Source organism: Bradyrhizobium sp. SZCCT0148 (assembly GCF_018129985.1).
In the GTDB taxonomy this organism is placed as follows: Bacteria; Pseudomonadota; Alphaproteobacteria; order Rhizobiales; family Xanthobacteraceae; genus Bradyrhizobium; species Bradyrhizobium japonicum_H.
In genome coordinates this window covers 318942-340000 of the sequence record NZ_JAFCKT010000003.1, presented here as the reverse complement: position 1 = coordinate 340000, position 21059 = coordinate 318942, and the positions used below count along the sequence as shown (strand labels likewise).

The following is a 21059-nucleotide window of genomic DNA, read 5'->3' as shown; positions in this document are numbered from 1 at the left end:
TCAACCTGCTCATGGCTAGATCACTAGGTTTCGGGTCTAATACAACGAACTTGACGCCCTATTCAGACTCGCTTTCGCTACGCCTTCGCCTATCGGCTTAAGCTTGCTCGTTAAATTAAGTCGCTGGCCCATAATACAAAAGGTACGATGTCACCCAGAACGTATCTTGGGCTCCATCTGTTTGTAGGTGTCCGGTTTCAGGTCTATTTCACTCCCCTCGTCGGGGTGCTTTTCACCTTTCCCTCACGGTACTGGTTCACTATCGGTCGCTGAGGAGTACTTAGGCTTGGAGGGTGGTCCCCCCGCGTTCAGACAGGATTTCACGTGTCCCGCCTTACTCGTGGCTACATCATTGCATTACTCGTACGGGGCTATCACCCTCTAAGGCCCAGCTTTCCTGACTGGTTCCGATTGTCTCTGATGTAACACTGGCCTGGTCCGCGTTCGCTCGCCACTACTAACGGAGTCTCTGTTGATGTCCTTTCCTCCAGGTACTTAGATGTTTCAGTTCCCTGGGTTTGCTTGAAACCTCCTATGTATTCAGAAGTCTCATACCTTCTCTTGATAACCGGAAATCCAAAACCTCTTCGATCGAAATCTTAAGGTTTGGCGTCTTCCATCTCTGGTCGAACTCCACACCACAGTCTTTCGACTGAGGTCTTGGAGTTCCGGCTATCGAAGGTGGGTTTCCCCATTCGGAAATCCATGGATCAAAGCTTCTTCGCAGCTCCCCACAGCTTATCGCAGCGTAGCACGTCCTTCATCGCCTCTCAGCGCCAAGGCATCCACCGAACACCCTTAAGGCACTTGATTGCTCTCATTATCAATGTCCACACACTCGGCAGAATGTTGTCTGCAGAATTGCCTTGCGGCGCGCGCCCTCGATGAACGCTATCTGCAGCCGGACAATGATTAGAAAGACCAGCTTGCTTCGTAAGATCGTTCCGATAGCGAGGCGGTCAAGCTTCGCTAAAAGGATCATTTACAACTCGCCTGTCTCTCAAGCGCAGCCTTGTGAGCCACCTTTGAAAGACGCACGAGCGCCGAAATGATCCGGAGATAATGAAGTATCGCGCAACAATTGCTTGTTGCCCGATCCAACTCGGATCGATCTCCTCTTTACGATGTCAGAAATCACGCAACCTGCTGTCTATCCAGACTAGCGGGAAGCGAAGTGATGTTTCGCGGACGATTCAGGTACACGATCAGTCGGTGATCATACCATCTGGTGGAGCCAGACGGGATCGAACCGACGACCTCATGCTTGCAAAGCACGCGCTCTCCCAGCTGAGCTATGGCCCCGTAACCAGAAGACGAATGCTTACTCGATGAGTGTGGTGGGCCTGGGAAGACTTGAACTTCCGACCTCACGCTTATCAAGCGCGCGCTCTAACCAACTGAGCTACAAGCCCCTAACGCATATCCCGTCAAGGACCAGGGATCCCGCATGACGCAGGCCCAGCGCGTGTTCGTCCGCGAAGAAAGAGAAACGTAGACGGCGAAATCCCGCCAATGCAGCTCAACGATCTGGCGATCTGTTGGCCACTGATGTTTCTAAAACGATCCGATAGCGAGCCGAAGCTCTCTGAAGGATCATCCTTAGAAAGGAGGTGATCCAGCCGCAGGTTCCCCTACGGCTACCTTGTTACGACTTCACCCCAGTCGCTGACCCTACCGTGGCCGGCTGCCTCCCTTGCGGGTTAGCGCACCGTCTTCAGGTAAAACCAACTCCCATGGTGTGACGGGCGGTGTGTACAAGGCCCGGGAACGTATTCACCGTGGCGTGCTGATCCACGATTACTAGCGATTCCAACTTCATGGGCTCGAGTTGCAGAGCCCAATCCGAACTGAGACGGCTTTTTGAGATTTGCGAAGGGTCGCCCCTTAGCATCCCATTGTCACCGCCATTGTAGCACGTGTGTAGCCCAGCCCGTAAGGGCCATGAGGACTTGACGTCATCCCCACCTTCCTCGCGGCTTATCACCGGCAGTCTCCTTAGAGTGCTCAACTAAATGGTAGCAACTAAGGACGGGGGTTGCGCTCGTTGCGGGACTTAACCCAACATCTCACGACACGAGCTGACGACAGCCATGCAGCACCTGTGCTCCAGGCTCCGAAGAGAAGGTCACATCTCTGCGACCGGTCCTGGACATGTCAAGGGCTGGTAAGGTTCTGCGCGTTGCGTCGAATTAAACCACATGCTCCACCGCTTGTGCGGGCCCCCGTCAATTCCTTTGAGTTTTAATCTTGCGACCGTACTCCCCAGGCGGAATGCTTAAAGCGTTAGCTGCGCCACTAGTGAGTAAACCCACTAACGGCTGGCATTCATCGTTTACGGCGTGGACTACCAGGGTATCTAATCCTGTTTGCTCCCCACGCTTTCGTGCCTCAGCGTCAGTATCGGGCCAGTGAGCCGCCTTCGCCACTGGTGTTCTTGCGAATATCTACGAATTTCACCTCTACACTCGCAGTTCCACTCACCTCTCCCGAACTCAAGATCTTCAGTATCAAAGGCAGTTCTGGAGTTGAGCTCCAGGATTTCACCCCTGACTTAAAGACCCGCCTACGCACCCTTTACGCCCAGTGATTCCGAGCAACGCTAGCCCCCTTCGTATTACCGCGGCTGCTGGCACGAAGTTAGCCGGGGCTTATTCTTGCGGTACCGTCATTATCTTCCCGCACAAAAGAGCTTTACAACCCTAGGGCCTTCATCACTCACGCGGCATGGCTGGATCAGGGTTGCCCCCATTGTCCAATATTCCCCACTGCTGCCTCCCGTAGGAGTTTGGGCCGTGTCTCAGTCCCAATGTGGCTGATCATCCTCTCAGACCAGCTACTGATCGTCGCCTTGGTGAGCCATTACCTCACCAACTAGCTAATCAGACGCGGGCCAATCTTTCGGCGATAAATCTTTCCCCGTAAGGGCTTATCCGGTATTAGCACAAGTTTCCCTGTGTTGTTCCGAACCAAAAGGTATGTTCCCACGCGTTACTCACCCGTCTGCCGCTGACGTATTGCTACGCCCGCTCGACTTGCATGTGTTAAGCCTGCCGCCAGCGTTCGCTCTGAGCCAGGATCAAACTCTCAAGTTGGACTTGAACTTTGAACCGGCTGATCACAACGTTTGACGAGGTCCCACCATTATCGACCGAAGTCGATGTGCTGCCTGCGATTCACATCGCGGGCAACGATGGTGTTTCCTTGAAAACGTGTACCGCCGAAGTCTTTCGTCCGGTCCCGATCCAAAAAGCCGAAGCTCTTTAAATGCGAGACCCGCAAGGACTCCGCCGTCCACGTTTCTCTTTCTTCATCTTCACTTGTCAAACAGCCCGGGACCAGGAGGCCCCAACCTTCCAGAGAGGAAGGGTTCCGACACCCTTACCGACGACGAATGAACTCCAACCGATTTACGTCGGCTGTTGTGCACTCAACGAAGTGAGGAGCATCAGTGGCGCGTTCGCTCGCCTTGGTCAGTGACCCGGCGGCGCCGCGCTCAGTGGTCGGGTTATAGGCCCCCGCCCTCGGGATTGTCAACGCCCAATGTCAACAAATCGTCGCACGGTGGATTGTCGCGAAAAGTAGCGTTTTTCCAAGCGGTTACGAGGACGGCAAATGCGCCAATCCGATCCGGCCGGTGAAAAAACTTGAAAAAAGTTTGAGCCCCAGGCGGCTCCTGAAGCGCCCTGGGAGGGGGTGTGGAGGCAGGCGCGGGAAGCGACCAGAGAGGGCCCGGGGGATAGGGCCTGCCCAGAAGGGTGGCGCGCGGGTCGGCGACTTGGACAGGATGCTTGGGCCGGATATCCGGGCCGGATCGTTGGACAGGCTCGAGGGCAGCTCGCCGTACTTTTGCGGTAGGACGCGGCCTACGGCGCCACCCTCGGAAGGGCTCCTGCCCCCAGGACGTTCAGGAAACTTTTTCCATGACAGGCGCCGTACTTGAGCCACAATCCCGCGGCGTTCTGATAAGAGACGAGCTTGAATCGCCGGGATGCCAGTGGGGGCTGCCGGCGGTTTTCATGGGGTCAGAGGAAGGCGATCTTGCAGATGACGCGGCCTTCTTCCGACATTCGAGAGACATCGAGAGAGCTTTTTCCGCACAGCTGTTCGTAATTTCGGCCGGGCCCTTCGCGGGGCCTTCTGAGCGCGAACGCCTGCGCGGCTTGCCTTTTCCCGGCGATCCCCCTTCAAGAGGGCGGCCAGGGACGAGGCCAGAACCGGGCGTCTTGGGTCGTTGATTGGGGGACTTGAGTGAACCACAGGACATCACGCGGCGCTTACGGGCGTGAGACCGGGATCATCGATCTCGGCCACGAGCCGCCGCTGTCCGTCGATGGTTCCGAGGCCGCCGTGATCGATCGCCGCCGCGTCTCGGTGCAATGGTTCAGCGGCACAATCTTGACCGGACTTTGCGGCGCAGCCCTGATCGGCGGCGCCGTTTTCGCATCGCTCGACGGCGAGATGACCTTCGCCAAGGTGCCGGAGCGGGTCGAGGGCGCGCTGCGCGGTGCATTCGGCGCCGCCGATCGCGCCGCCACACTGCACAAGAGCGATCGCCTGCCGCCGCCCAGCGAATCCACGGCGTCCCGCAACATCGTGCGCGTCTCCACGGTCGCCCGTGTCGGCAACCGCGACGTGATGCGCGTGCGTCCGTTCGTGCGGATCGCCGGCAATCTGTCGATGACCACGAGCGACCTCTCGGCGAAGATCCCGCCGTTCAACGCCCAGCGCCTGCTCACCGATGTCGGCTCCGATCCGAAGGCGGCGGCCGAGGACCCGAACAATCCGGAAGCCGTCGAGCCCGACGCGGAAGTCTCCTTCGTCACCAAGGACCTGTCGGCGGTGCTGCCGAAGGCCAAGATTTCCGCCGTGGTGGCGCTCGACGACATCCTGATGCGGGTGCGCGACGCCGCCAACTGGCGCGGCAATGGCGGGGTGCGCTACGCCTCGCTCGCCAATGCCGCCGCCGACATCTCGGGCGCAACCGGCCCGTCCGACATGAGAAGCGCCTACGCCGCCGAAGCCTCGCCGTCCGACCCCTATGCCGGCTTCGAGACCCGCGTGGTGCCGGAAAACGTGACGCTGCTGCCCAAGACCAAGGAGCAGATCACCGGCGGCAATCCCAACGGCGAACGCGTCCACCTGGTCAAGAAGGGCGACAGCGTCGCTTCCGTGCTGCGCGATCTCGGCGCGAACGCCGACGAGATCAAGGCGATCACCGCGACGCTCGGCCCCCGCGGCCGCGACGGCGGCCTCAAGGAAGGCGAGAAGCTCCGCATCCTGATGGCGCCCGCAAGCCCCGGCGCCCGCCTCCAGCCGTATCGCGTCGTGGTTGCAAACGAAACCATGGTCGAGGCGATTGCGGCGCTGTCCGATCTCGGCAAATACGTCGCGGTCGACGTCTCCAGCATGAACACCGTTGCCGACGCTGCCGCCAGCGCGAGCAGCGAAGACGATGACGACGATGACGGCACCGGCGTGCGGCTCTACCAGAGCATCTACGAGACTGCGATGCGCAACAAAGTGCCGATGCCCGTCATCGACGACATGATCAAGATCTACTCCTACGACGTCGATTTCCAGCGCAAGGTCCAGCCGGGAGACTCCTTCGACGTGTTCTACGCCGGCGAGGAAGAGGGCGTGACCTCGAGCGAAAAGAACGACGTTCTGTTCGCCTCCCTCACCGTCGGCGGCGAGACCAAGCGATACTATCGCTACCAGAGCCCCGACGACGGCGTCGTCGACTACTATGACGAGACCGGCAAGAGCGCGAAGAAATTTCTGGTCAGGAAGCCGGTCAACAACGCCATCATGCGCTCGGGCTTCGGCGGCCGCCGCCACCCGATCCTCGGTTACGTGAAGATGCACACCGGCGTCGACTGGGCCACCGCCTACGGCACGCCGATCTTCGCCTCCGGCAACGGCATGATCGAAAAGGCCGGTCCCGAGGGCGGCTACGGCAAATATATCCGCATCAAGCATTCCAACGGCTACGAGACGGCCTACGGCCACATGTCGGCGTTCGCCAAGGGCATGGAAGTCGGCAAGAAGGTGCGGCAGGGCCAGGTGATCGGCTTCGTCGGTTCGACCGGCCAATCGACGGGCCCGCACGTCCACTACGAAATCCTGGTCAACGGCCGCTTCGTCGATCCGCTGCGCGTGAAGCTGCCGCGCGGCCGTTCGCTGGAAGGCCCGGTTCTGGCGGGCTTCGAGAAGGAGCGCGACCGGCTCGACAGCATGATGAGCGGCCGCGGCGGCACGATCGCCCGCATGTCGGACGCGACCGGCGGCCCCTTGCAGGTCAGCAACCGGCAGTAGCAGAAGGCCGGCACCGGCCTGACGTCTCCAGCCACGATCCGCACTCGGCGTTCTCGCGCGCAGCCCGCGTCGTCATCTCACAATTTAAAGTTTCGTTTGCCAAAGCCGCATCAGGGGCGAATACTTTCCAAAAAACGGGAGGTCTCGCCATGAACAACAGGCTCGCCTGCGCAGCATTCGTCGCAGCCTTTTTTGTCACCACGTGCGTATCGGCCGAGACTTGGGAGGTCACCAGGCTGGTCCAGGGCTCGGCATTCCATGGCGTGCACGGGCTCGGCATCGACAAAGCCGGCCGTCTGTTTGCCGGCAGCGTCGCCGGCGCGGCGCTCTACGAGGTCGACATATCCGGCGGTACCGCCAAGGTTGCAATCCCTTCTCCGGTCGGAATGGCCGACGACATCGCGTTCGCGCCCGACGGCACCATGGCCTGGACCGGATTCCTGACCGGCGATCTCTACGCGCGCAAGGGCGACGGCCCGATCAAGAAGCTCGCCAGCGGCCTTCCCGGCATCAACTCGCTCGCCTTCCGCAAGGACGGCAGGCTCTACGCCACCACGGTTTTCCTCGGCGACACCCTCTACGAGATCGACGTCGAGGGCGTGAAGCCGCCGCGCCAGATCATGGAGAAGATGGGCGGCCTCAACGGCTTCGAGTTCGGTCCCGACGACAGGCTGTACGGTCCGCTCTGGTTCAAGGGCCAGGTCGCAAAAGTCGACGTGGACAGGGCTGAACTGACCGTCGTCGCCGACGGCTTCAAGGTCCCGGCCGCGGTGAACTTCGATTCCAAGGGCAATCTGTGGGTGGTCGACACCGCGCTCGGTCAGCTCGTCCGGGTCGATCCAAAATCCGGCGCCAAGACCATGGTCGCGCAATTGAAGCCGTCGCTGGACAATCTCGCCATTGACAACAAGGACCGCATCTACGTCTCCAACATGGCCGACAACGGCATCCAGGAGGTCGATCCCGCGACCGGCCGGGCCAAGCAGATTATCATCGGCAAGCTCGCCTTGCCGGGCGGCATCGGCGTCACCTCGGAGAACGGCAAGGATACGATCCACGTCGCCGACGTGTTCGCCTATCGCACGGTGGACGGTGCGACCGGCGAGGTCACCGAGAAGGCCCGCATGCACGCCGCCGATACAACGCTCGAATATCCGATGAGCGCGACGGCGCGGGGCGACGACGTGGTGCTGTCGAGCTGGTTCACCGGCACGGTGCAGGTGATCGACGCCAAGACCGGCGCCACCCGCGACATGCTGCACGGCTTCAAGGCGCCGCACGATGCGATCGTGCTGGCCGACGGCAGCATCCTGGTCGCCGAGCTCGGAACCAAGTCATTGGTCAAGGTCAGCGGCGAGCACGGCAAGGATCGCACCACGCTGATCGGCAACCTCGAGGGCCCGGTCGGGCTTGTCCGTGGCAAGGCCGACGAGGTCTACATCACCGAGGCGTTTGCGGGCACGGTGTCCCGCATCGACAGCAACGGTGAAAAGACCGTGGTCGCCAAGGAGCTGAAGATGCCGGAGGGCATCGCGCGCGACAGCGACGGCATGTTGATCGTCGCGGAAGTCGGCGCCAAGCGGCTGATCTCGATTGCGCCGGAGGACGGCAAAGTGACCGAGATCGCCGCCAATCTTCCGATCGGCCTGCCGGGTGCGCCTGGTGGACTGCCAACGAATATTCCGACGGGCGTGGGGGTCGGCGCGAGTGGGACGATCTACCTCTCGTCCGACGTCGAGAACGCGATCTACAAGGTGACAAAAAGATAGCGTCTGATCCGGCGTCCAAGTTCGTCGGGTGCTGCGCACCGTTTCGGATCACGCTTCTAGGACGCAGAAAAAACGCCCCGGAGAGGCTGTCCTCTCCGGGGCGATCATCGTTTCAGGCTTCGATCGCCCGCGTTCAGTTCAGCTTGCGCTTCGCCACCGGCGCCTCGAACGGGGTGATCTCCGCGGTCTGCGGGGCCTTGCCGTTGAAGGTCAGCACGTTGCCTTCGGACGAGATCGCGACACTGTCGCCGTCCTTGACGTCGCCGGCCAGGATCATCTCGGCGAGCGGGTCCTGGACGTGGCGCTGGATCACCCGCTTCAGCGGCCTTGCGCCGTAGGCGGGGTCCCAGCCCTTGGCGGCGAGCCAGTCGCGGCCGGCAGCATCGAGCGTCAGCACGATCTTGCGATCGCTCAGGAGCTTCTGCAGCCGCCCGAACTGGATCTCGACGATCCGTCCCATCTCGCTGCGCTGCAGCCGGTGGAACAGGATGATCTCGTCGACGCGGTTGAGGAACTCGGGACGGAAATGCCCGCGCACCATCCCCATCACCTGCTCGCGCACGGCTGAGGTGTCTTCGCCCTCCGGCTGGTTCACCAGGAATTCCGAACCGAGGTTCGAGGTCATGATGATCAGCGTGTTGCGGAAGTCGACCGTGCGTCCCTGGCCATCGGTCAGGCGGCCGTCGTCGAGCACCTGCAACAGGACGTTGAAGACGTCGGGATGAGCCTTCTCGATCTCGTCGAACAGCACCACCTGGTAAGGCCGGCGCCGCACCGCTTCGGTGAGCGCACCGCCCTCGTCATAGCCGACATAGCCCGGAGGCGCGCCGATCAGCCGCGAGACCGAGTGCTTCTCCATGTACTCGGACATGTCGAGGCGGACCATCGCGGTCTCGTCGTTGAAGAGGTACTCCGCCAGCGCCTTGGTCAGCTCGGTCTTGCCGACGCCGGTGGGGCCCAGGAACATGAACGAGCCCATCGGACGGTTCGGGTCCTGCAGGCCCGCGCGCGAACGGCGCACCGCGGTCGCAACCGCATGCACGGCTTCGGCCTGTCCGACGACGCGCTTGCCGAGGGAATCCTCCATCCTCAGGAGCTTGTCTTTCTCGCCCTCCAGCATCTTGTCGACGGGCACGCCGGTCCAGCGCGAGACCACCTGTGCGATGTGGTTGGCGGTGACCGCCTCCTCCATCATCTCGCCGGAGTTCTCCTTGGCCTCGATGTCGGCAAGCTGCTTCTCGAGCTCGGGGATCCGGCCATAGGCCAATTCGCCGGCCTTCTGGAATTCACCGCGCCGCTGGGCGTTGGCAAGCTCGACCCGCAAGCCGTCGAGCTCGGCCTTCAGCTTCTGGGCGTCGGAGAGCTTGTTCTTCTCCGCACTCCAGCGTGCCGTCAGCGCCGCGGACTTCTCCTCGAGGTCGGCCAGCTCCTTCTCCAGCGTCTGCAGGCGGCTCTTCGAGCCGGCATCGCTCTCCTTCTTCAAGGCTTCCTGTTCGATCTTCAGCCGGATGATTTCCCGATCCATCGAATCGAGCTCTTCCGGCTTGGAATCGACCTGCATCTTCAGCCGCGCCGCGGCTTCGTCCATGAGGTCGATGGCCTTGTCGGGCAGGAAACGGTCGGTGATGTAGCGGTTGGACAGCGTCGCCGACGCCACGAGCGCGGAATCGGTGATCCGCACGCCATGGTGCTGCTCGTACTTGTCTTTCAGGCCGCGCAGGATCGAGATGGTGTCCTCGACCGAGGGTTCGCTGACGAAGATCGGCTGGAAGCGCCGCGCCAGCGCGGCGTCCTTCTCGACGTGCTTCTGGTATTCGTCGAGCGTGGTCGCGCCGATGCAGTGCAGCTCGCCACGGGCGAGCGCCGGCTTCAACAGGTTCGACGCGTCCATCGCGCCATCGCCCTTGCCGGCGCCGATCAGCGTGTGCATCTCGTCGATGAACAGGATGAAGGTGCCCTCGCTCCCGGTCACTTCCTGGAGCACGGCCTTCAGCCGCTCCTCGAACTCGCCGCGGTATTTTGCACCCGCGATCAGCGCACCGAGATCGAGCGACAGCAGCTTCTTGTCCTTCAAGCTCTCCGGCACGTCACCGTTGACGATGCGCAGCGCGAGGCCTTCGGCGATGGCGGTCTTGCCGACGCCGGGTTCGCCGATCAGGACGGGATTGTTCTTGGTCCGGCGCGAGAGCACCTGGATGGTGCGGCGGATCTCCTCGTCGCGGCCGATGACCGGATCGAGCTTGCCGTCGCGCGCAGCCTGGGTCAGGTCGCGGGCATATTTCTTCAGCGCGTCGTAGGCGTTCTCCGCCGTCGCACTGTCAGCCGTGCGGCCCTTGCGCAGGGCCTCGATCGCGGCATTGAGATTTTGCGGGGTGACGCCGCCCTTGGCGAGGATCGCGCCGGCCTCGCTGGTCTTTTCCAGCGTCAGCCCGAGCAGCAGCCGCTCGACCGTGACGAAGCTGTCGCCGGCCTTCTCGCCGGCCTTTTCCGCGGCATCAAAAGTGCGGGCGAGTTCGGGCGCCAGATAGATCTGGCCGGCGCCGCCGCCGGAGACCTTCGGCACCTTGCCGAGGGCGTCCTCGGTCGCCTTCAAAATTGCGCGGGAATTGCCGCCGGCTCGATCGATCAGACCGCCGGCCAGCCCCTCGCCGTCGTCGAGCAGCACCTTGAGGAGGTGGAGAGTCGAAAACTGCTGGTGCCCCTCGCGCATCGCGAGCGACTGCGCGGACTGGATGAAGCCCCTGGAGCGTTCGGTATATTTGTCGATGTTCATTTCGTTGTCTTTCCCTCGGCCTGCCCTCGGAGCCCTCAAAGGCACTCCTAGCGGCATCTTCATTGGGTTTCCGCTTGCCGCGTTGACATTCCTCAACCGACAGCGGTCGTTAGCAGCCGGCGCTGGCGTCGGCCTGACCCAGATGTGGGAAGCGTGTCCTTGGATCGGAAGAGGCGACTTCACAATTTCGTGCGCTGGTGCTGCCGCTTGGCGCCGTCTGGCCGAATCCCCTAAGTAGCGGCATGACAGCCAGCCAGACCGCCGAAATAACCGGCCTTTACCGCTACCCCGTCAAGGGCCTGACGCCAGAGCCTTTGACCCGCGTCCCCTTGCGGACCGGCCAGACCCTGCCCGCCGACCGCCGCTACGCCGTCGAGAACGGCCCGAGCGGGTTTGATCCCGAACAGCCGCAGTGGAAGCCGAAAATCCAGTTCCTGATGCTGGCGCGCAATGAGCGGCTGGCGGCCCTCGACACCCGGTTCGAGGACGCCACCAACGTCTTGACCATCCGCCACGACGGCCAGACCGTCGCCAGTGGCGACCTTGAGACCGCGGCCGGGCGCGCCGCCATCGAGGGCTACTTCGCGGAGAATTTTCAGGCAGAGCTGAAGGGGCCGCCAAAGCTGCTGTCAGGCCGCGACCACAGCTTTTCCGACGTCGCCCGCAAGGTGGTCTCCATCATCAATCTCGGCAGCGTCCGCGCCATCGAGACCATGCTGGGCGGCACGGCCGTGCATCCGCTGCGCTTCCGCGCCAATCTCTACCTGAAGGGTTGGCCGGCCTGGTCCGAGCTCGACCTGGTCGGCCAGACGCTGGCGATCGGCGCGGCACGGCTGAAGGTGGTCAAGCGTATCGTCCGCTGCCCGGCCACCAATGTCGACCCGGTGACGGCCAAGCGCGATCTCGAAATCCCGCCGACACTCTCGCGCAACCTCGGCCACATGGATTGCGGCATCTATGCCGAGGTGATCGCCGACGGCGAAATCGGCGTGGGTGATGCGGTGGCGGTCGAACAGCCGAAACTCATCTGACGACTTGCCGGCTCAACGACTGCCGTCATCGTGAGGAGCGAAGCGACGAGGCAATCCAGCTATATCCGCGGAGGGATGCTGGATTGCTTCGCTGGCAATGACGAGCGTCAGTTCGGCATCACATAGGCATAGATCCGGCCGCGTGAAACCGGCGCCTCGCGGACGCGGTTGCCGTTGTTGCCGGAGATCATGATCGGATTGCCCTGCGCGTCGACGCCGGTGATGATGCCGACATGACCGCCCCGGCGACCCCGCGACATCACCGCGATGGCACCCACCTGCGGGCCGGAGACACGCGTGCCGTAATGCGCGAACGAGTTCGCCATGTCGGATCCGGTGCCGCGGTGGCCGGTTTTCTCCAGCACCATGTTCATGAAGCGCGCGCACCACAGGCTACCGCGGCCGGTCGGATTGCCGCCGACATAGCGGCGCGCCTCGGACACGAGGCCCGATCCGCCGCCGAAGCCGCTGCTCATGCTCGTGCTCATGTTGCCGGTGTTGGTCATATCGCCGGCGCCGTTCTTGTTCACGGCATAACTCTTGTTGACCGCGCGGCTCATATTGCCGGCGCGGCTCATGTTGCCAGGGCGGCTCATGTTTTCGCCAAATCCCATGTCGCCACCGCCTGCGTAACGCATGCCACCCATGCCGCCGCTATTGGCGTTGGGATCGTAGCTGGCCTGCGCATTCATGAATCCGGTCGTTTGCCATTGTGCCGCGCTGCGCTCGACGCGCGATCTGCTGGCATGGTGGCGGTAGTGATGATGATGTCTGGCGTGATGCGCGTGAGCGTGCCGCTCTGCGCTATGACGATACGGCCGTGCCGAGACCGGAGAGGAAAATGCGGCAACCGCCGCGAAGAAGAGCGCCAGCGCGACAACACAACGCGACAGGCGAGACGCAAACAACTCGAACATTCTTCATCCTTCGTTGACACCCCCAGTTCCCAATCGGCCCGTGCACGGCCGACATCCACGAGGCCGTTAAGCCGCCCGATGTGGCGAGAAAAAGACGACGCGACGGTGGATAGCTGCGATGATTTTGTGCCGATACTGGATCGATGCTGCCGCATTGCGGACAACAGCATTAACTGCGATCCTGCAAAGGCGGCTTCAAGAGAGGGAAACGGTTAATGCCCCACGCCACGACCAGGGACGACGTCCGCATCTATTTCGAAGAAGCGGGTCAGGGAACGCCGATCATTTTTCTGCACGAGTTCGCGGCCGACCATACCAATTGGGAGCCGCAGATGCGTTACTTCTCGCGCGGCCATCGCTGCATCACCTATTCGGCGCGCGGCTACACGCCGTCGGACGTGCCAGATGGCGAGGTCTACAGCTACACGCATTTCTACACCGATGCGCTCGCGGTGCTCGACCATCTCGGGATCGAGCGCGCGCATCTCGTCGGCCTGTCGATGGGCGCCTACTCCTCGCTCCAGATCGGGCTCAACGCGCCGCAGCGCGCGCTGTCGATGACGCTGGCCGGCATCGGCTCCGGCTCGGAGATCGAGAAATTGGACGCCTGGCGCAAGCAGTGCCGCGCCAATGCCGAGCAGCTTGAGACGCTGGGCTCAGCCGAGGTCGCGAAAGTCACGCGCGAGGCGCCGAGCCGGATTCCCTTCTTAGTCAAAGATCCCCGCGGCCATGCCGATTTCTACGCCGCGCTGGCTCGGCACGATTCCAAGGGATCGGCGCGCACGATGCGCGGCTTCCAGGGCGGCCGCCCCTCGATCTACACGATGACGGATGCGATCAAGAAGGCATCCACGCCGGCGCTGATCATCTGCGGCGACGAGGACGATCCCTGCGTCGGACCGAGCCTGTTCCTGAAGCAGCACCTGCCGGCCGCCGGGCTCGCGATGTTTCCGAAGTCGGGCCACGTGCTCAACCTCGAAGAGCCCGCGCTGTTCAACGAGACGGTGGCGCGGTTCATCACGCTGGCAGAAGCCGGGCGTTGGCCGGCGCGCGATCCGCGGTCGCTGGCGGCGCATTAAGGTGACGGCTTCACCACACACTCCGTCATTGCGAGCGGAGCGAAGCAATCCAGAATCCCTCCGCGGAAAGACTTTGGATTGCTTCGCTCCGCTCGCAATGACGGAGGATAGAGCGCGGATCCTCAGGGTGAGGGCCTACGGCGTCACTTCCCGCCGCCCTGGCTCAGCAGGAACACGCCCTATTCGCCGGCAAATCTCTCTTCAGCTTGGGCCTAGTATCGCACGACAGTAGCTCGCGACCGCGGCATCGCGATTGCAGGTAAATATTGCGATTGCAAGATTTCCTCCCGCAATGACGGACAGTCCGAACGCGAAAAGCATCGAGTCGTGAACCGATACCCAATTGAACGGACCATCGATCACCTCATCACTCCAGATCTTTGATATTCGCCAAGCCATCACAGCAGAGAAACAACTCAACAGTGGCAGGCCGATTGAATCCAACACGAGATCCAGACCAAGGTGCTCTTGGCGATAGCTTCCGACGCAGGGCTGAAACAACGCGCCGACAAGCATCAGGACGCCGAACAAGGTTACAATCACGGCCGACGCTATACAGACACCAAGTGTAGCCGCAATTAAGAGGCGACGTATTCGACTCGGCATTTCTTCTCCCCGGAGCCGACTTCGTTCAGCACCCGCGGATGCCTGACCGGCGGCGCCCAGACTACTTCCCCCCGCCCCTGCTCAGCAGAAACACGCCCTGTTCGCCGAACATGTTCCACACCCACCAAGGCAGATTGAGCGGCACCGGGCGACCGTAAAGGTCGAGCGCCACCGAACGCTCCATCTTGACGTTGATCTCGTCGCAGAGCTCGACGAAATCCTTGATGGTGCAGAAATGGATGTTGGCGGTGTCGTACCAGGTCGCCGGCAGATTCTCGGTGCGCGGCATGTGGCCGCCGATCAGAAGCTGGAGCCGCATCTTCCAGAAGCCGAAATTCGGGAACGAGACGATGGCACGGCGGCCGATGCGCAGCAGATTCTCCAGCACCACGCGCGGCTGACGTGTCGCCTGCAGCGTCTGCGACAGGATCACGTAGTCGAACGCATCGTCGGGATAGTTCACGAGGTCGGTGTCGGCATCGCCCTGCACCACAGCCAGCCCCTTGGCGACGCAGCGGTTGACGCCCTCGCGCGACAGCTCGATGCCGCGGCCGTCGACGCCGCGGGTTTCCAGCAACTGAAGCAGATCGCCCTCGCCGCAGCCGACGTCGAGCACTTTCGAGCCGGGCTTGACCATCTCGGCCACCAGCCGATGATCGGCGCGAAACTCACCGGACCGTCCGGGCGCAACGCCGCCCAGGGGCAATACTTCCTGCACGGACATGCTAGCCATCCTTCAGTCCGCGCGCCTTGCCGGCCGATTGCAGGAAGGCGCGGGAGATATCGAGGAATTCGGGCACGTCGAGCAGGAAGGCGTCGTGGCCGCGATCGGTCTCGATCTCGGCGAACGACACCCGCGCGCTCGACGCATTCAGCGCGTGGACCAGCGCACGCGATTCCGAGGTCGGAAACAGCCAGTCGCTGGTGAAGGAGACCACGCAGAAGCGGGTCTTGATGTCCGCGAACGCCTTGGCGAGCACGCCGCCATGGTCGGCGGCGATGTCGAAATAATCCATCGCGCGGGTCAGATAGAGATAGGAGTTGGCGTCGAAGCGCTCGACAAAGGACGAGCCCTGGTAGCGCAGATAGGACTCGACCTGGAAGTCGGCGTCGAACGAGAAGGTCGGCAGCTCACGGTCCTGCATGCGCCGGCCGAACTTGCGATGCAGCGCGGCGTCGGAGAGATAGGTGATGTGCGCGGCCATCCGCGCCACCGCCAGCCCGCGATGCGGATGGATGCCCTGATCGGCATAGCCGCCACCGTGCCAGTCGGGATCGGCCATCACCGCCTGACGGCCGAGTTCGTGGAAGGCGATGTTCTGCGCCGAGTGCCGCGTCGCGCAGGCGATCGCCAGCGCGGAGAACACGCGGGCAGGATAGGCCGCGGTCCATTGCAGCACCTGCATGCCCCCCATCGAGCCGCCGACCACCGCGAACAGCGTGTCGATGCCGAGCCGGTCGATCAGCATGGCCTGCGCGCGCACCATGTCGGGGATGGTGATCACGGGGAACGCCAGGCCCCAGACCTTGCCGGTGGCGGGATTGATCGACGCCGGACCGGTCGAGCCCATGCAGCCGCCGATCACGTTGGAGCAGATGATGAAGTAGTGCTTGGGATCGATGGGGCGGCCAGGGCCGACCAGCGTCTCCCACCAGCCGGGCTTGCCGGTGACGGGATGCACATTGGCGACATGCTGATCGCCGGTCAGCGCATGGCAGATCAGCACCGCGTTGGAGCGATCGGCGTTGAGTTCGCCATAGGTCTGGTAGGCGATCTGGAACGGGGTGAGATCGACGCCGCAATCGAGCCGTAGCGGCTGCTCGGCGCCGAAATGCGCGACCTGCGAGCTTGGATGATCCACCTCGTGCGACCGCTCGTCGGCGCTGATCGCAGGACTCGGTATCGACTTGACGTCACCCATCTGACCATCGACCTCGTTTGCGGTCAGGCTCGAGACCGCATTTGAAATCAGGCCATGAAAAACCCGGCCTGAACGATAGGTTCGGCCGGGATCGAAAACGTCCCCGGCCTGTTTAGCGAGTTTTTTAACGTGGCTGCAAGCCGGCCGGCTCAAATGACCACGGAACGGACAAAAGCTACCGTCTTGGGCGGTTTTCGTCAAGTCGCGGCCCGGATCGACCAAATTCGCCTGCCGCGCCTTCGGCGGAAAGCAGCGTCGTTTCTCTTTGCTTTCGCGGCCCCGACTGCCTAATCAGGGCATCCCCATCGGAACAATCGACAGCCAGACATGTCCCACATTCCGCCCGCGCCACCATCGCTGCAGGAACTGCGCAAGGAGATCGACGCGATCGACGACGGCATGCATCGCCTGTTGATGCAGCGTGGCGACATCATCGACCGCCTGATCCAGGTGAAGCAGACCCAGGAGGTCGGCTCGGCGTTCCGCCCGGCGCGCGAGGCCGCCATGATGCGTGACCTCGTGCAGCGTCATCGCGGCATCCTGCCGCTCGACACGGTCGAGAGCATCTGGCGCGTCATCATCTCGACGTTCACTTACGTGCAGGCGCCGTTCTCCGTGCATGCGGACATCTCCGTGAGCGAGCCGGCGATGCGCGATTCCGCGCGATTCCATTTTGGATTCACCGTCCCCTACGTCGCGCATTTCAGCGCGCAGGCCGCGGTCGAGGCGGTGGCGAAATCCAAGGGCGACCTGGCGCTGGTCTCGGCGACCTCGAGCCGCACGCCATGGTGGCTCTCGCTCGAGGAAAAGGGCGCGCCGAAGATCATCGCGCGCATGCCTTTCGTCGAGCGCGCCGACCATCCGGCCGCGCTGCCGGTATTCGCGATCTCGCGCGTCCCCGACAGCGCCCTGGTGACCGAGGTCGAGACCTTCAGCGTGCGTGTCTCGGGGTGGAACGCCGAGGTCGCACGCGCCCTGTCGCCGCTCGCCGAGATCGTGGCAGTGCCCGATACCGCCTTCGACGGCGCGGCGCTGCTGGTCTCGGTCACGAGCACGACCAGCATCGAGAAAATCAGGGCTGCCCTGATCGAAGCGGGGGCCTCGGTGCGCTCCACGGCCCTCGTCGGCAGCCACGCAACGCGCTATACGGTGCCCCCGACCGGGGCGAAAACGTAGGTCTCGCGCCGCGCCCCGCCATTTTCGGAGTTCAAGATGTCACGCCCCGTGCCGAATCCCGGCATTCTCGATATTGCGCCCTACACGCCCGGCAAGAGCCCGGTCGCCGAGCCGGGCCGCAAGGTGTTCAAGCTCTCCGCCAACGAGACGCCGTTCGGGCCTTCGCCCAAGGCGATCGAGGCGTTCAAGAACGTGGCGGATCACCTGGAAGACTATCCCGAAGGGACCTCGCGCGTGCTGCGCGAGGCGATCGGCCGCTCTTTCGGGCTCGATCCCAACCGCATCATCTGCGGCGCCGGCTCTGACGAGATCCTCAATCTGCTCGCCCATACCTATCTCAGCCACGGCGACGAGGCGATCTCCACCACGCACGGCTTCCTGGTCTACCCGATCGCGACCATGGCGGTCGGCGCCAAGAACGTCGTCGCGGCCGAAAAGGACCTCACCTGCGACGTCGACGCCATTCTCAAGGCGGTGACGCCGAAGACCAAGCTGGTCTGGCTCGCCAACCCCAACAATCCGACCGGGACCTATATTCCGTTCGACGAGGTCAAGCGGCTGCGGGCCGGCCTGCCCTCGCACGTGCTGCTGGTGCTCGACGCCGCCTATTCCGACTATGTCTCGCGCAACGATTACGAGATGGGGATCGAGCTCGTCGCCACCACCGAGAATACGGTGGTGACCCACACCTTCTCGAAAATCCACGGCCTCGCCGCGCTGCGCATCGGATGGATGTTCGGCCCCGAGCACATCATCGACGCGGTCAACCGCATCCGCGGTCCCTTCAACGTGTCGACGCCGGCGATGTATGCCGCTGTCGCCGCGATCGAGGACACCGCGCACCAGGCGATGTCGAAGCAGTTCACCGAAACCTGGCGCAACTGGCTGACCGAAGAGATCGGCAAGCTCGGGCTGAAGTTGACGCCGAGCGTCGCCAATTTCGTGCTGATCCACTTCCCGACCGACAAGGGCAAGACCGCCGACGACGCCGACGCGTTCCTGACCAAGCGCGGCCTGGTGCTGCGCGGCCTGAAGAACTACGGCCTGCCGCATTCGCTGCGCATGACCATCGGCACCGAGGAGGCCAACCGCCTCGTCGTGGAGGGCCTGCGCGACTTCATGGCGGGCAAATGAGCAGCGCACCGCACTTCCAGCGCGTCGCGCTGATCGGCTTCGGCCTGATCGGCGGCTCGATCGCGCGCGCTGCGAAGCTCCAGGGCCTGGCCGGCGAGATCGTCACCACCGCGCGATCGGAAAAGACGCGCGCGCGGGTGATGGAGCTCGGCATCGTCGACCAGGTCGTGGCGACCAATGCGGACGCGGTGAAGGATGCCGACCTCGTCATCCTCTGCATTCCCGTCGGCGCCTGCGGGCCGGTGGCGCTGGAGATAGCCGCGCACCTGAAGCCCGGCGCGATCGTTTCCGACGTCGGCTCGGTCAAGGGCGCGATCGTCAGGGACATGGCGCCGCACCTGCCGAACACGGTTCATTTCGTGCCTGCGCATCCTGTCGCCGGTACCGAGCATTCGGGGCCGGATTCGGGCTTCGCCGAACTCTTCATCAACCGCTGGTGCATTCTCACCCCGCCGGAAGGCGTTGATGCCGATGCCACCGATCGCCTGCGCGCATTCTGGGCGGCGATGGGCGCCAAGGTCGAGGTGATGACGCCGGATCACCATGACCTGGTGCTGGCGATCACCAGCCATCTGCCGCATCTGATCGCCTACACCATCGTCGGAACCGCCGACGAGCTGGCGCAGGTGACGGAATCCGAGGTGATCAAGTTCTCGGCCGGCGGTTTCCGCGATTTCACCCGGATCGCGGCGTCCGACCCGACGATGTGGCGCGACGTCTTCCTCGCCAACAAGGACGCCGTGCTGGAGATGCTCGGCACTTTCACCGAGGATCTTTCAAAACTCACCCGCGCCATCCGGCGCGGCGACGGCGAAGCGCTGTTCGACCATTTCACCCGCACCCGCGCGATCCGACGCGGCATCGTCGAGATCGGCCAGGATTCGGCCGCGGCGGATTTCGGCCGCCAGCACGGCGCGCTGAGGAAGCCGTAGCTTTTTCCGCACTCTCCGTCATGGCCGCACTTGACCCGGCCATCCACGCGCATCCGCGATTGCCAGCAGACGCGGATGCCCGGGACAAGCCCGGGCATGACGACGGAGCGTGTAATCGCCTCCTGCCCTCAATACAGCGGCGGGATCTGGCCGACCTTGACCGGGCCCAGCAGCACGGCGCCGTCGACGAATTTCAGCGGGAAGCTGCGCGCCTTCTTGCCTTCCAGCGTGCTCTCGGTGCCGATCGAGTTGATGCCGGCGGCGACGCCGGCATTGGCATTCTGCTTGATGACCTTGCCGAGGCCGGGAACGGCGCGATCGAGCGCACCGAACAGATTGTTGAGGTCCTGCGACTTCACGCCGGGCGCGACGCGGTCGAGCGTGGCCTGCGGCACGCCCTCTTCCAGCATCTTCTCGATGCCGAGCGCCGGGATCACGCGCTCGAGGCCCGTCACCGTCATCTGCAATTCGCCGTCGAGACGACCGTTGGCCGAGAGGCCGAGCGTGCCGGCCGCAACCGCGATCATCTCGCCCTGCTGGATCCGCGATTGCACGATCTCGATGTGGCCGCCGGCGGCCTGGATCTCGCGGAAGCGCTGCGGCCAGGGCTTCGGCGTCAGATCCGACAGCCCGGTGATCCTGGCCCGCGTGTCCGCCTCGAACGGCTCGGCAAGCAAGGGATGAACGCCCTGGATGCTGCCCTGCGCGACGTGAAGCACGGTCTCGATCACGGGATGGTCGGCCTTCGATCCGTCCGCGAGGCGCCCGTGCAGTTCGACCTGCTTGGCGCGCGCGAGCGGCACCTGCACGCTGCCGTCGAGACGATTGAGACTGGGATCGTCGAACACCAGCGAGGCGCGGTCCGGGATGGCCGGCAGGCCGACCACGCTGCTGCGGCCCTTGCTCCAGTTCACCACGAAGGTGTTTTGCGTGACGCCGTCGGTCAGCGTCGCGGGCGCCGAGAATTCGGCGATGACGAGCTTGGGATCGTAGACCTGCGCAACGACCAGGATGTTGTCGAGCTTGGCCGTAAACGGCGTCTTGCTCGCGTTCTGCGACACCAGCGAGACGCTGGCGCCGGAGCACTGGACCTCGAAGCGGAACGGGAAGCCGGCGATCGAGCGCTTGGCGCAGTCATAGATGCGGCCGGACCTGGTCTCCTGCGCCCGCCAGGCGTCGGCGGCCACTTCGGCCTGCGAGGCCGCATAGAACCAGAAGCCGCTCCAGGCGACGGCAAGGATCAGGACGAGGACGGGTGCGATGAAAAGGCCCCAGCGGGAGCGGCGGCCTGCGGCAACGGTCATATTGGACATGCGGCGACCCTTTGCCCCCAGATTCAGGCAATTATAAGCGGGCTCCGCCTGCGACAAAAGGCGGAGAATTCGCTTCGCTTGGGGCCTTCATT

General features: G+C 63.2%; 12 protein-coding genes, 2 tRNA genes, 2 rRNA genes and 1 riboswitch (1 of these 17 only partly in view). Of the genes, 7 read left to right on the top strand and 9 right to left on the bottom strand.

Annotated features, from left to right (window positions below; translation table 11 throughout):
* From JQ580_RS13405 to JQ580_RS13390, 4 genes are all read right to left on the bottom strand, one after another.
* A 23S ribosomal RNA gene (locus JQ580_RS13405) occupies positions 1-813 on the bottom strand (it extends 2059 nt beyond the left edge of the window).
* A gap of 413 nt (positions 814-1226) precedes the next feature.
* Positions 1227-1302: transfer RNA gene (locus JQ580_RS13400), tRNA-Ala, on the bottom strand.
* Positions 1303-1335: 33 nt separating this feature from the next.
* A tRNA-Ile gene (locus tag JQ580_RS13395) sits at positions 1336-1412 on the bottom strand.
* Positions 1413-1603: 191 nt separating this feature from the next.
* Positions 1604-3092, bottom strand: a 16S ribosomal RNA gene (locus JQ580_RS13390).
* Together the 16S and 23S rRNA genes with 2 tRNA genes alongside form the textbook arrangement of a ribosomal RNA operon.
* 1156 nt (positions 3093-4248) lie before the next feature.
* Here JQ580_RS13390 and JQ580_RS13385 point away from each other — a divergent pair.
* Together JQ580_RS13385 and JQ580_RS13380 are read left to right on the top strand one after the other, a co-directional pair.
* Entirely contained in the window at positions 4249-6315 is a 2067-nt protein-coding gene (locus JQ580_RS13385; protein WP_212280506.1) for a M23 family metallopeptidase, read from the top strand.
* 149 nt (positions 6316-6464) lie between these two features.
* A complete protein-coding gene (locus tag JQ580_RS13380) occupies positions 6465-8084 on the top strand; it encodes an SMP-30/gluconolactonase/LRE family protein (RefSeq protein ID WP_212280505.1) in 1620 nt (539 codons plus the stop codon).
* Positions 8085-8217: 133 nt separating this feature from the next.
* Here JQ580_RS13380 and clpB read toward each other — a convergent pair whose 3' ends face one another.
* Positions 8218-10857 (bottom strand): ATP-dependent chaperone ClpB, encoded by a 2640-nt coding sequence (clpB, locus tag JQ580_RS13375; protein WP_212280504.1) that lies wholly within the window; start codon positions 10855-10857, stop codon positions 8218-8220.
* 242 nt (positions 10858-11099) lie between these two features.
* Here clpB and JQ580_RS13370 point away from each other — a divergent pair, with 242 nt between their 5' ends.
* On the top strand, positions 11100-11888 hold the full coding sequence (locus tag JQ580_RS13370; protein WP_212280503.1) for an MOSC domain-containing protein: 789 nt from the start codon (positions 11100-11102) through the stop codon (positions 11886-11888).
* A gap of 107 nt (positions 11889-11995) precedes the next feature.
* Here the strand turns inward: JQ580_RS13370 and JQ580_RS13365 are convergent, their stop codons facing one another.
* Positions 11996-12805 carry a TIGR02594 family protein gene (locus JQ580_RS13365; RefSeq protein ID WP_212280502.1) on the bottom strand — a complete coding sequence of 270 codons (810 nt, stop codon included), beginning with the start codon at positions 12803-12805 and terminating at the stop codon, positions 11996-11998.
* Positions 12806-13020: 215 nt separating this feature from the next.
* On the opposite strand from JQ580_RS13365, the gene JQ580_RS13360 reads away from it, so the two are divergent.
* Positions 13021-13884: an alpha/beta fold hydrolase gene (locus tag JQ580_RS13360; protein WP_212280501.1), complete on the top strand. Its 864-nt coding sequence runs from the start codon at positions 13021-13023 to the stop codon at positions 13882-13884.
* 667 nt (positions 13885-14551) lie between these two features.
* Here the strand turns inward: JQ580_RS13360 and metW are convergent.
* Together metW and metX are read right to left on the bottom strand one after the other, a co-directional pair.
* On the bottom strand, positions 14552-15214 hold the full coding sequence (metW, locus tag JQ580_RS13355; RefSeq protein WP_212280500.1) for a methionine biosynthesis protein MetW: 663 nt from the start codon (positions 15212-15214) through the stop codon (positions 14552-14554).
* A gap of 1 nt (position 15215) precedes the next feature.
* Positions 15216-16412 carry a homoserine O-acetyltransferase MetX gene (gene metX / locus JQ580_RS13350; RefSeq protein ID WP_212280499.1) on the bottom strand — a complete coding sequence of 399 codons (1197 nt, stop codon included), beginning with the start codon at positions 16410-16412 and terminating at the stop codon, positions 15216-15218.
* A 91-nt stretch (positions 16413-16503) separates the two neighbouring features.
* Positions 16504-16583, bottom strand: a riboswitch (SAM riboswitch).
* 156 nt (positions 16584-16739) lie between these two features.
* Here metX and JQ580_RS13345 point away from each other — a divergent pair.
* The 3 genes from JQ580_RS13345 to JQ580_RS13335 are packed head-to-tail and all read left to right on the top strand — an operon-like array spanning position 16740 to position 19654.
* Positions 16740-17588, top strand: coding sequence for a chorismate mutase (locus tag JQ580_RS13345; protein ID WP_212280498.1), 849 nt, complete (start codon positions 16740-16742; stop codon positions 17586-17588).
* Positions 17589-17624: 36 nt separating this feature from the next.
* Positions 17625-18722 (top strand): pyridoxal phosphate-dependent aminotransferase, encoded by a 1098-nt coding sequence (locus tag JQ580_RS13340; RefSeq protein WP_212280497.1) that lies wholly within the window; start codon positions 17625-17627, stop codon positions 18720-18722.
* Positions 18719-19654: a prephenate/arogenate dehydrogenase family protein gene (locus tag JQ580_RS13335; RefSeq protein ID WP_212280496.1), complete on the top strand. Its 936-nt coding sequence runs from the start codon at positions 18719-18721 to the stop codon at positions 19652-19654. The genes JQ580_RS13340 and JQ580_RS13335 overlap by 4 nt, the downstream gene beginning before the upstream one ends.
* 128 nt (positions 19655-19782) lie before the next feature.
* Here the strand turns inward: JQ580_RS13335 and JQ580_RS13330 are convergent, their stop codons facing one another.
* Positions 19783-20967 carry a DUF2125 domain-containing protein gene (locus JQ580_RS13330; RefSeq protein ID WP_212280495.1) on the bottom strand — a complete coding sequence of 395 codons (1185 nt, stop codon included), beginning with the start codon at positions 20965-20967 and terminating at the stop codon, positions 19783-19785.
* Positions 20968-21059 lie beyond the last annotated feature (92 nt).

Coding starts and splice junctions, on each gene's coding strand:
- JQ580_RS13345 (WP_212280498.1), top strand. CDS start 16,740: ATGTCCCACATTCCGCCCGCGCCACCATCGCTGCAGGAACTGCGCAAG.
- JQ580_RS13365 (WP_212280502.1), bottom strand. CDS start 12,805: ATGTTCGAGTTGTTTGCGTCTCGCCTGTCGCGTTGTGTTGTCGCGCTG.
- metW (WP_212280500.1), bottom strand. CDS start 15,214: ATGTCCGTGCAGGAAGTATTGCCCCTGGGCGGCGTTGCGCCCGGACGG.
- JQ580_RS13340 (WP_212280497.1), top strand. CDS start 17,625: ATGTCACGCCCCGTGCCGAATCCCGGCATTCTCGATATTGCGCCCTAC.
- JQ580_RS13370 (WP_212280503.1), top strand. CDS start 11,100: ATGACAGCCAGCCAGACCGCCGAAATAACCGGCCTTTACCGCTACCCC.
- JQ580_RS13380 (WP_212280505.1), top strand. CDS start 6,465: ATGAACAACAGGCTCGCCTGCGCAGCATTCGTCGCAGCCTTTTTTGTC.
- clpB (WP_212280504.1), bottom strand. CDS start 10,857: ATGAACATCGACAAATATACCGAACGCTCCAGGGGCTTCATCCAGTCC.
- JQ580_RS13335 (WP_212280496.1), top strand. CDS start 18,719: ATGAGCAGCGCACCGCACTTCCAGCGCGTCGCGCTGATCGGCTTCGGC.
- JQ580_RS13330 (WP_212280495.1), bottom strand. CDS start 20,967: ATGTCCAATATGACCGTTGCCGCAGGCCGCCGCTCCCGCTGGGGCCTT.
- JQ580_RS13360 (WP_212280501.1), top strand. CDS start 13,021: ATGCCCCACGCCACGACCAGGGACGACGTCCGCATCTATTTCGAAGAA.
- metX (WP_212280499.1), bottom strand. CDS start 16,412: ATGGGTGACGTCAAGTCGATACCGAGTCCTGCGATCAGCGCCGACGAG.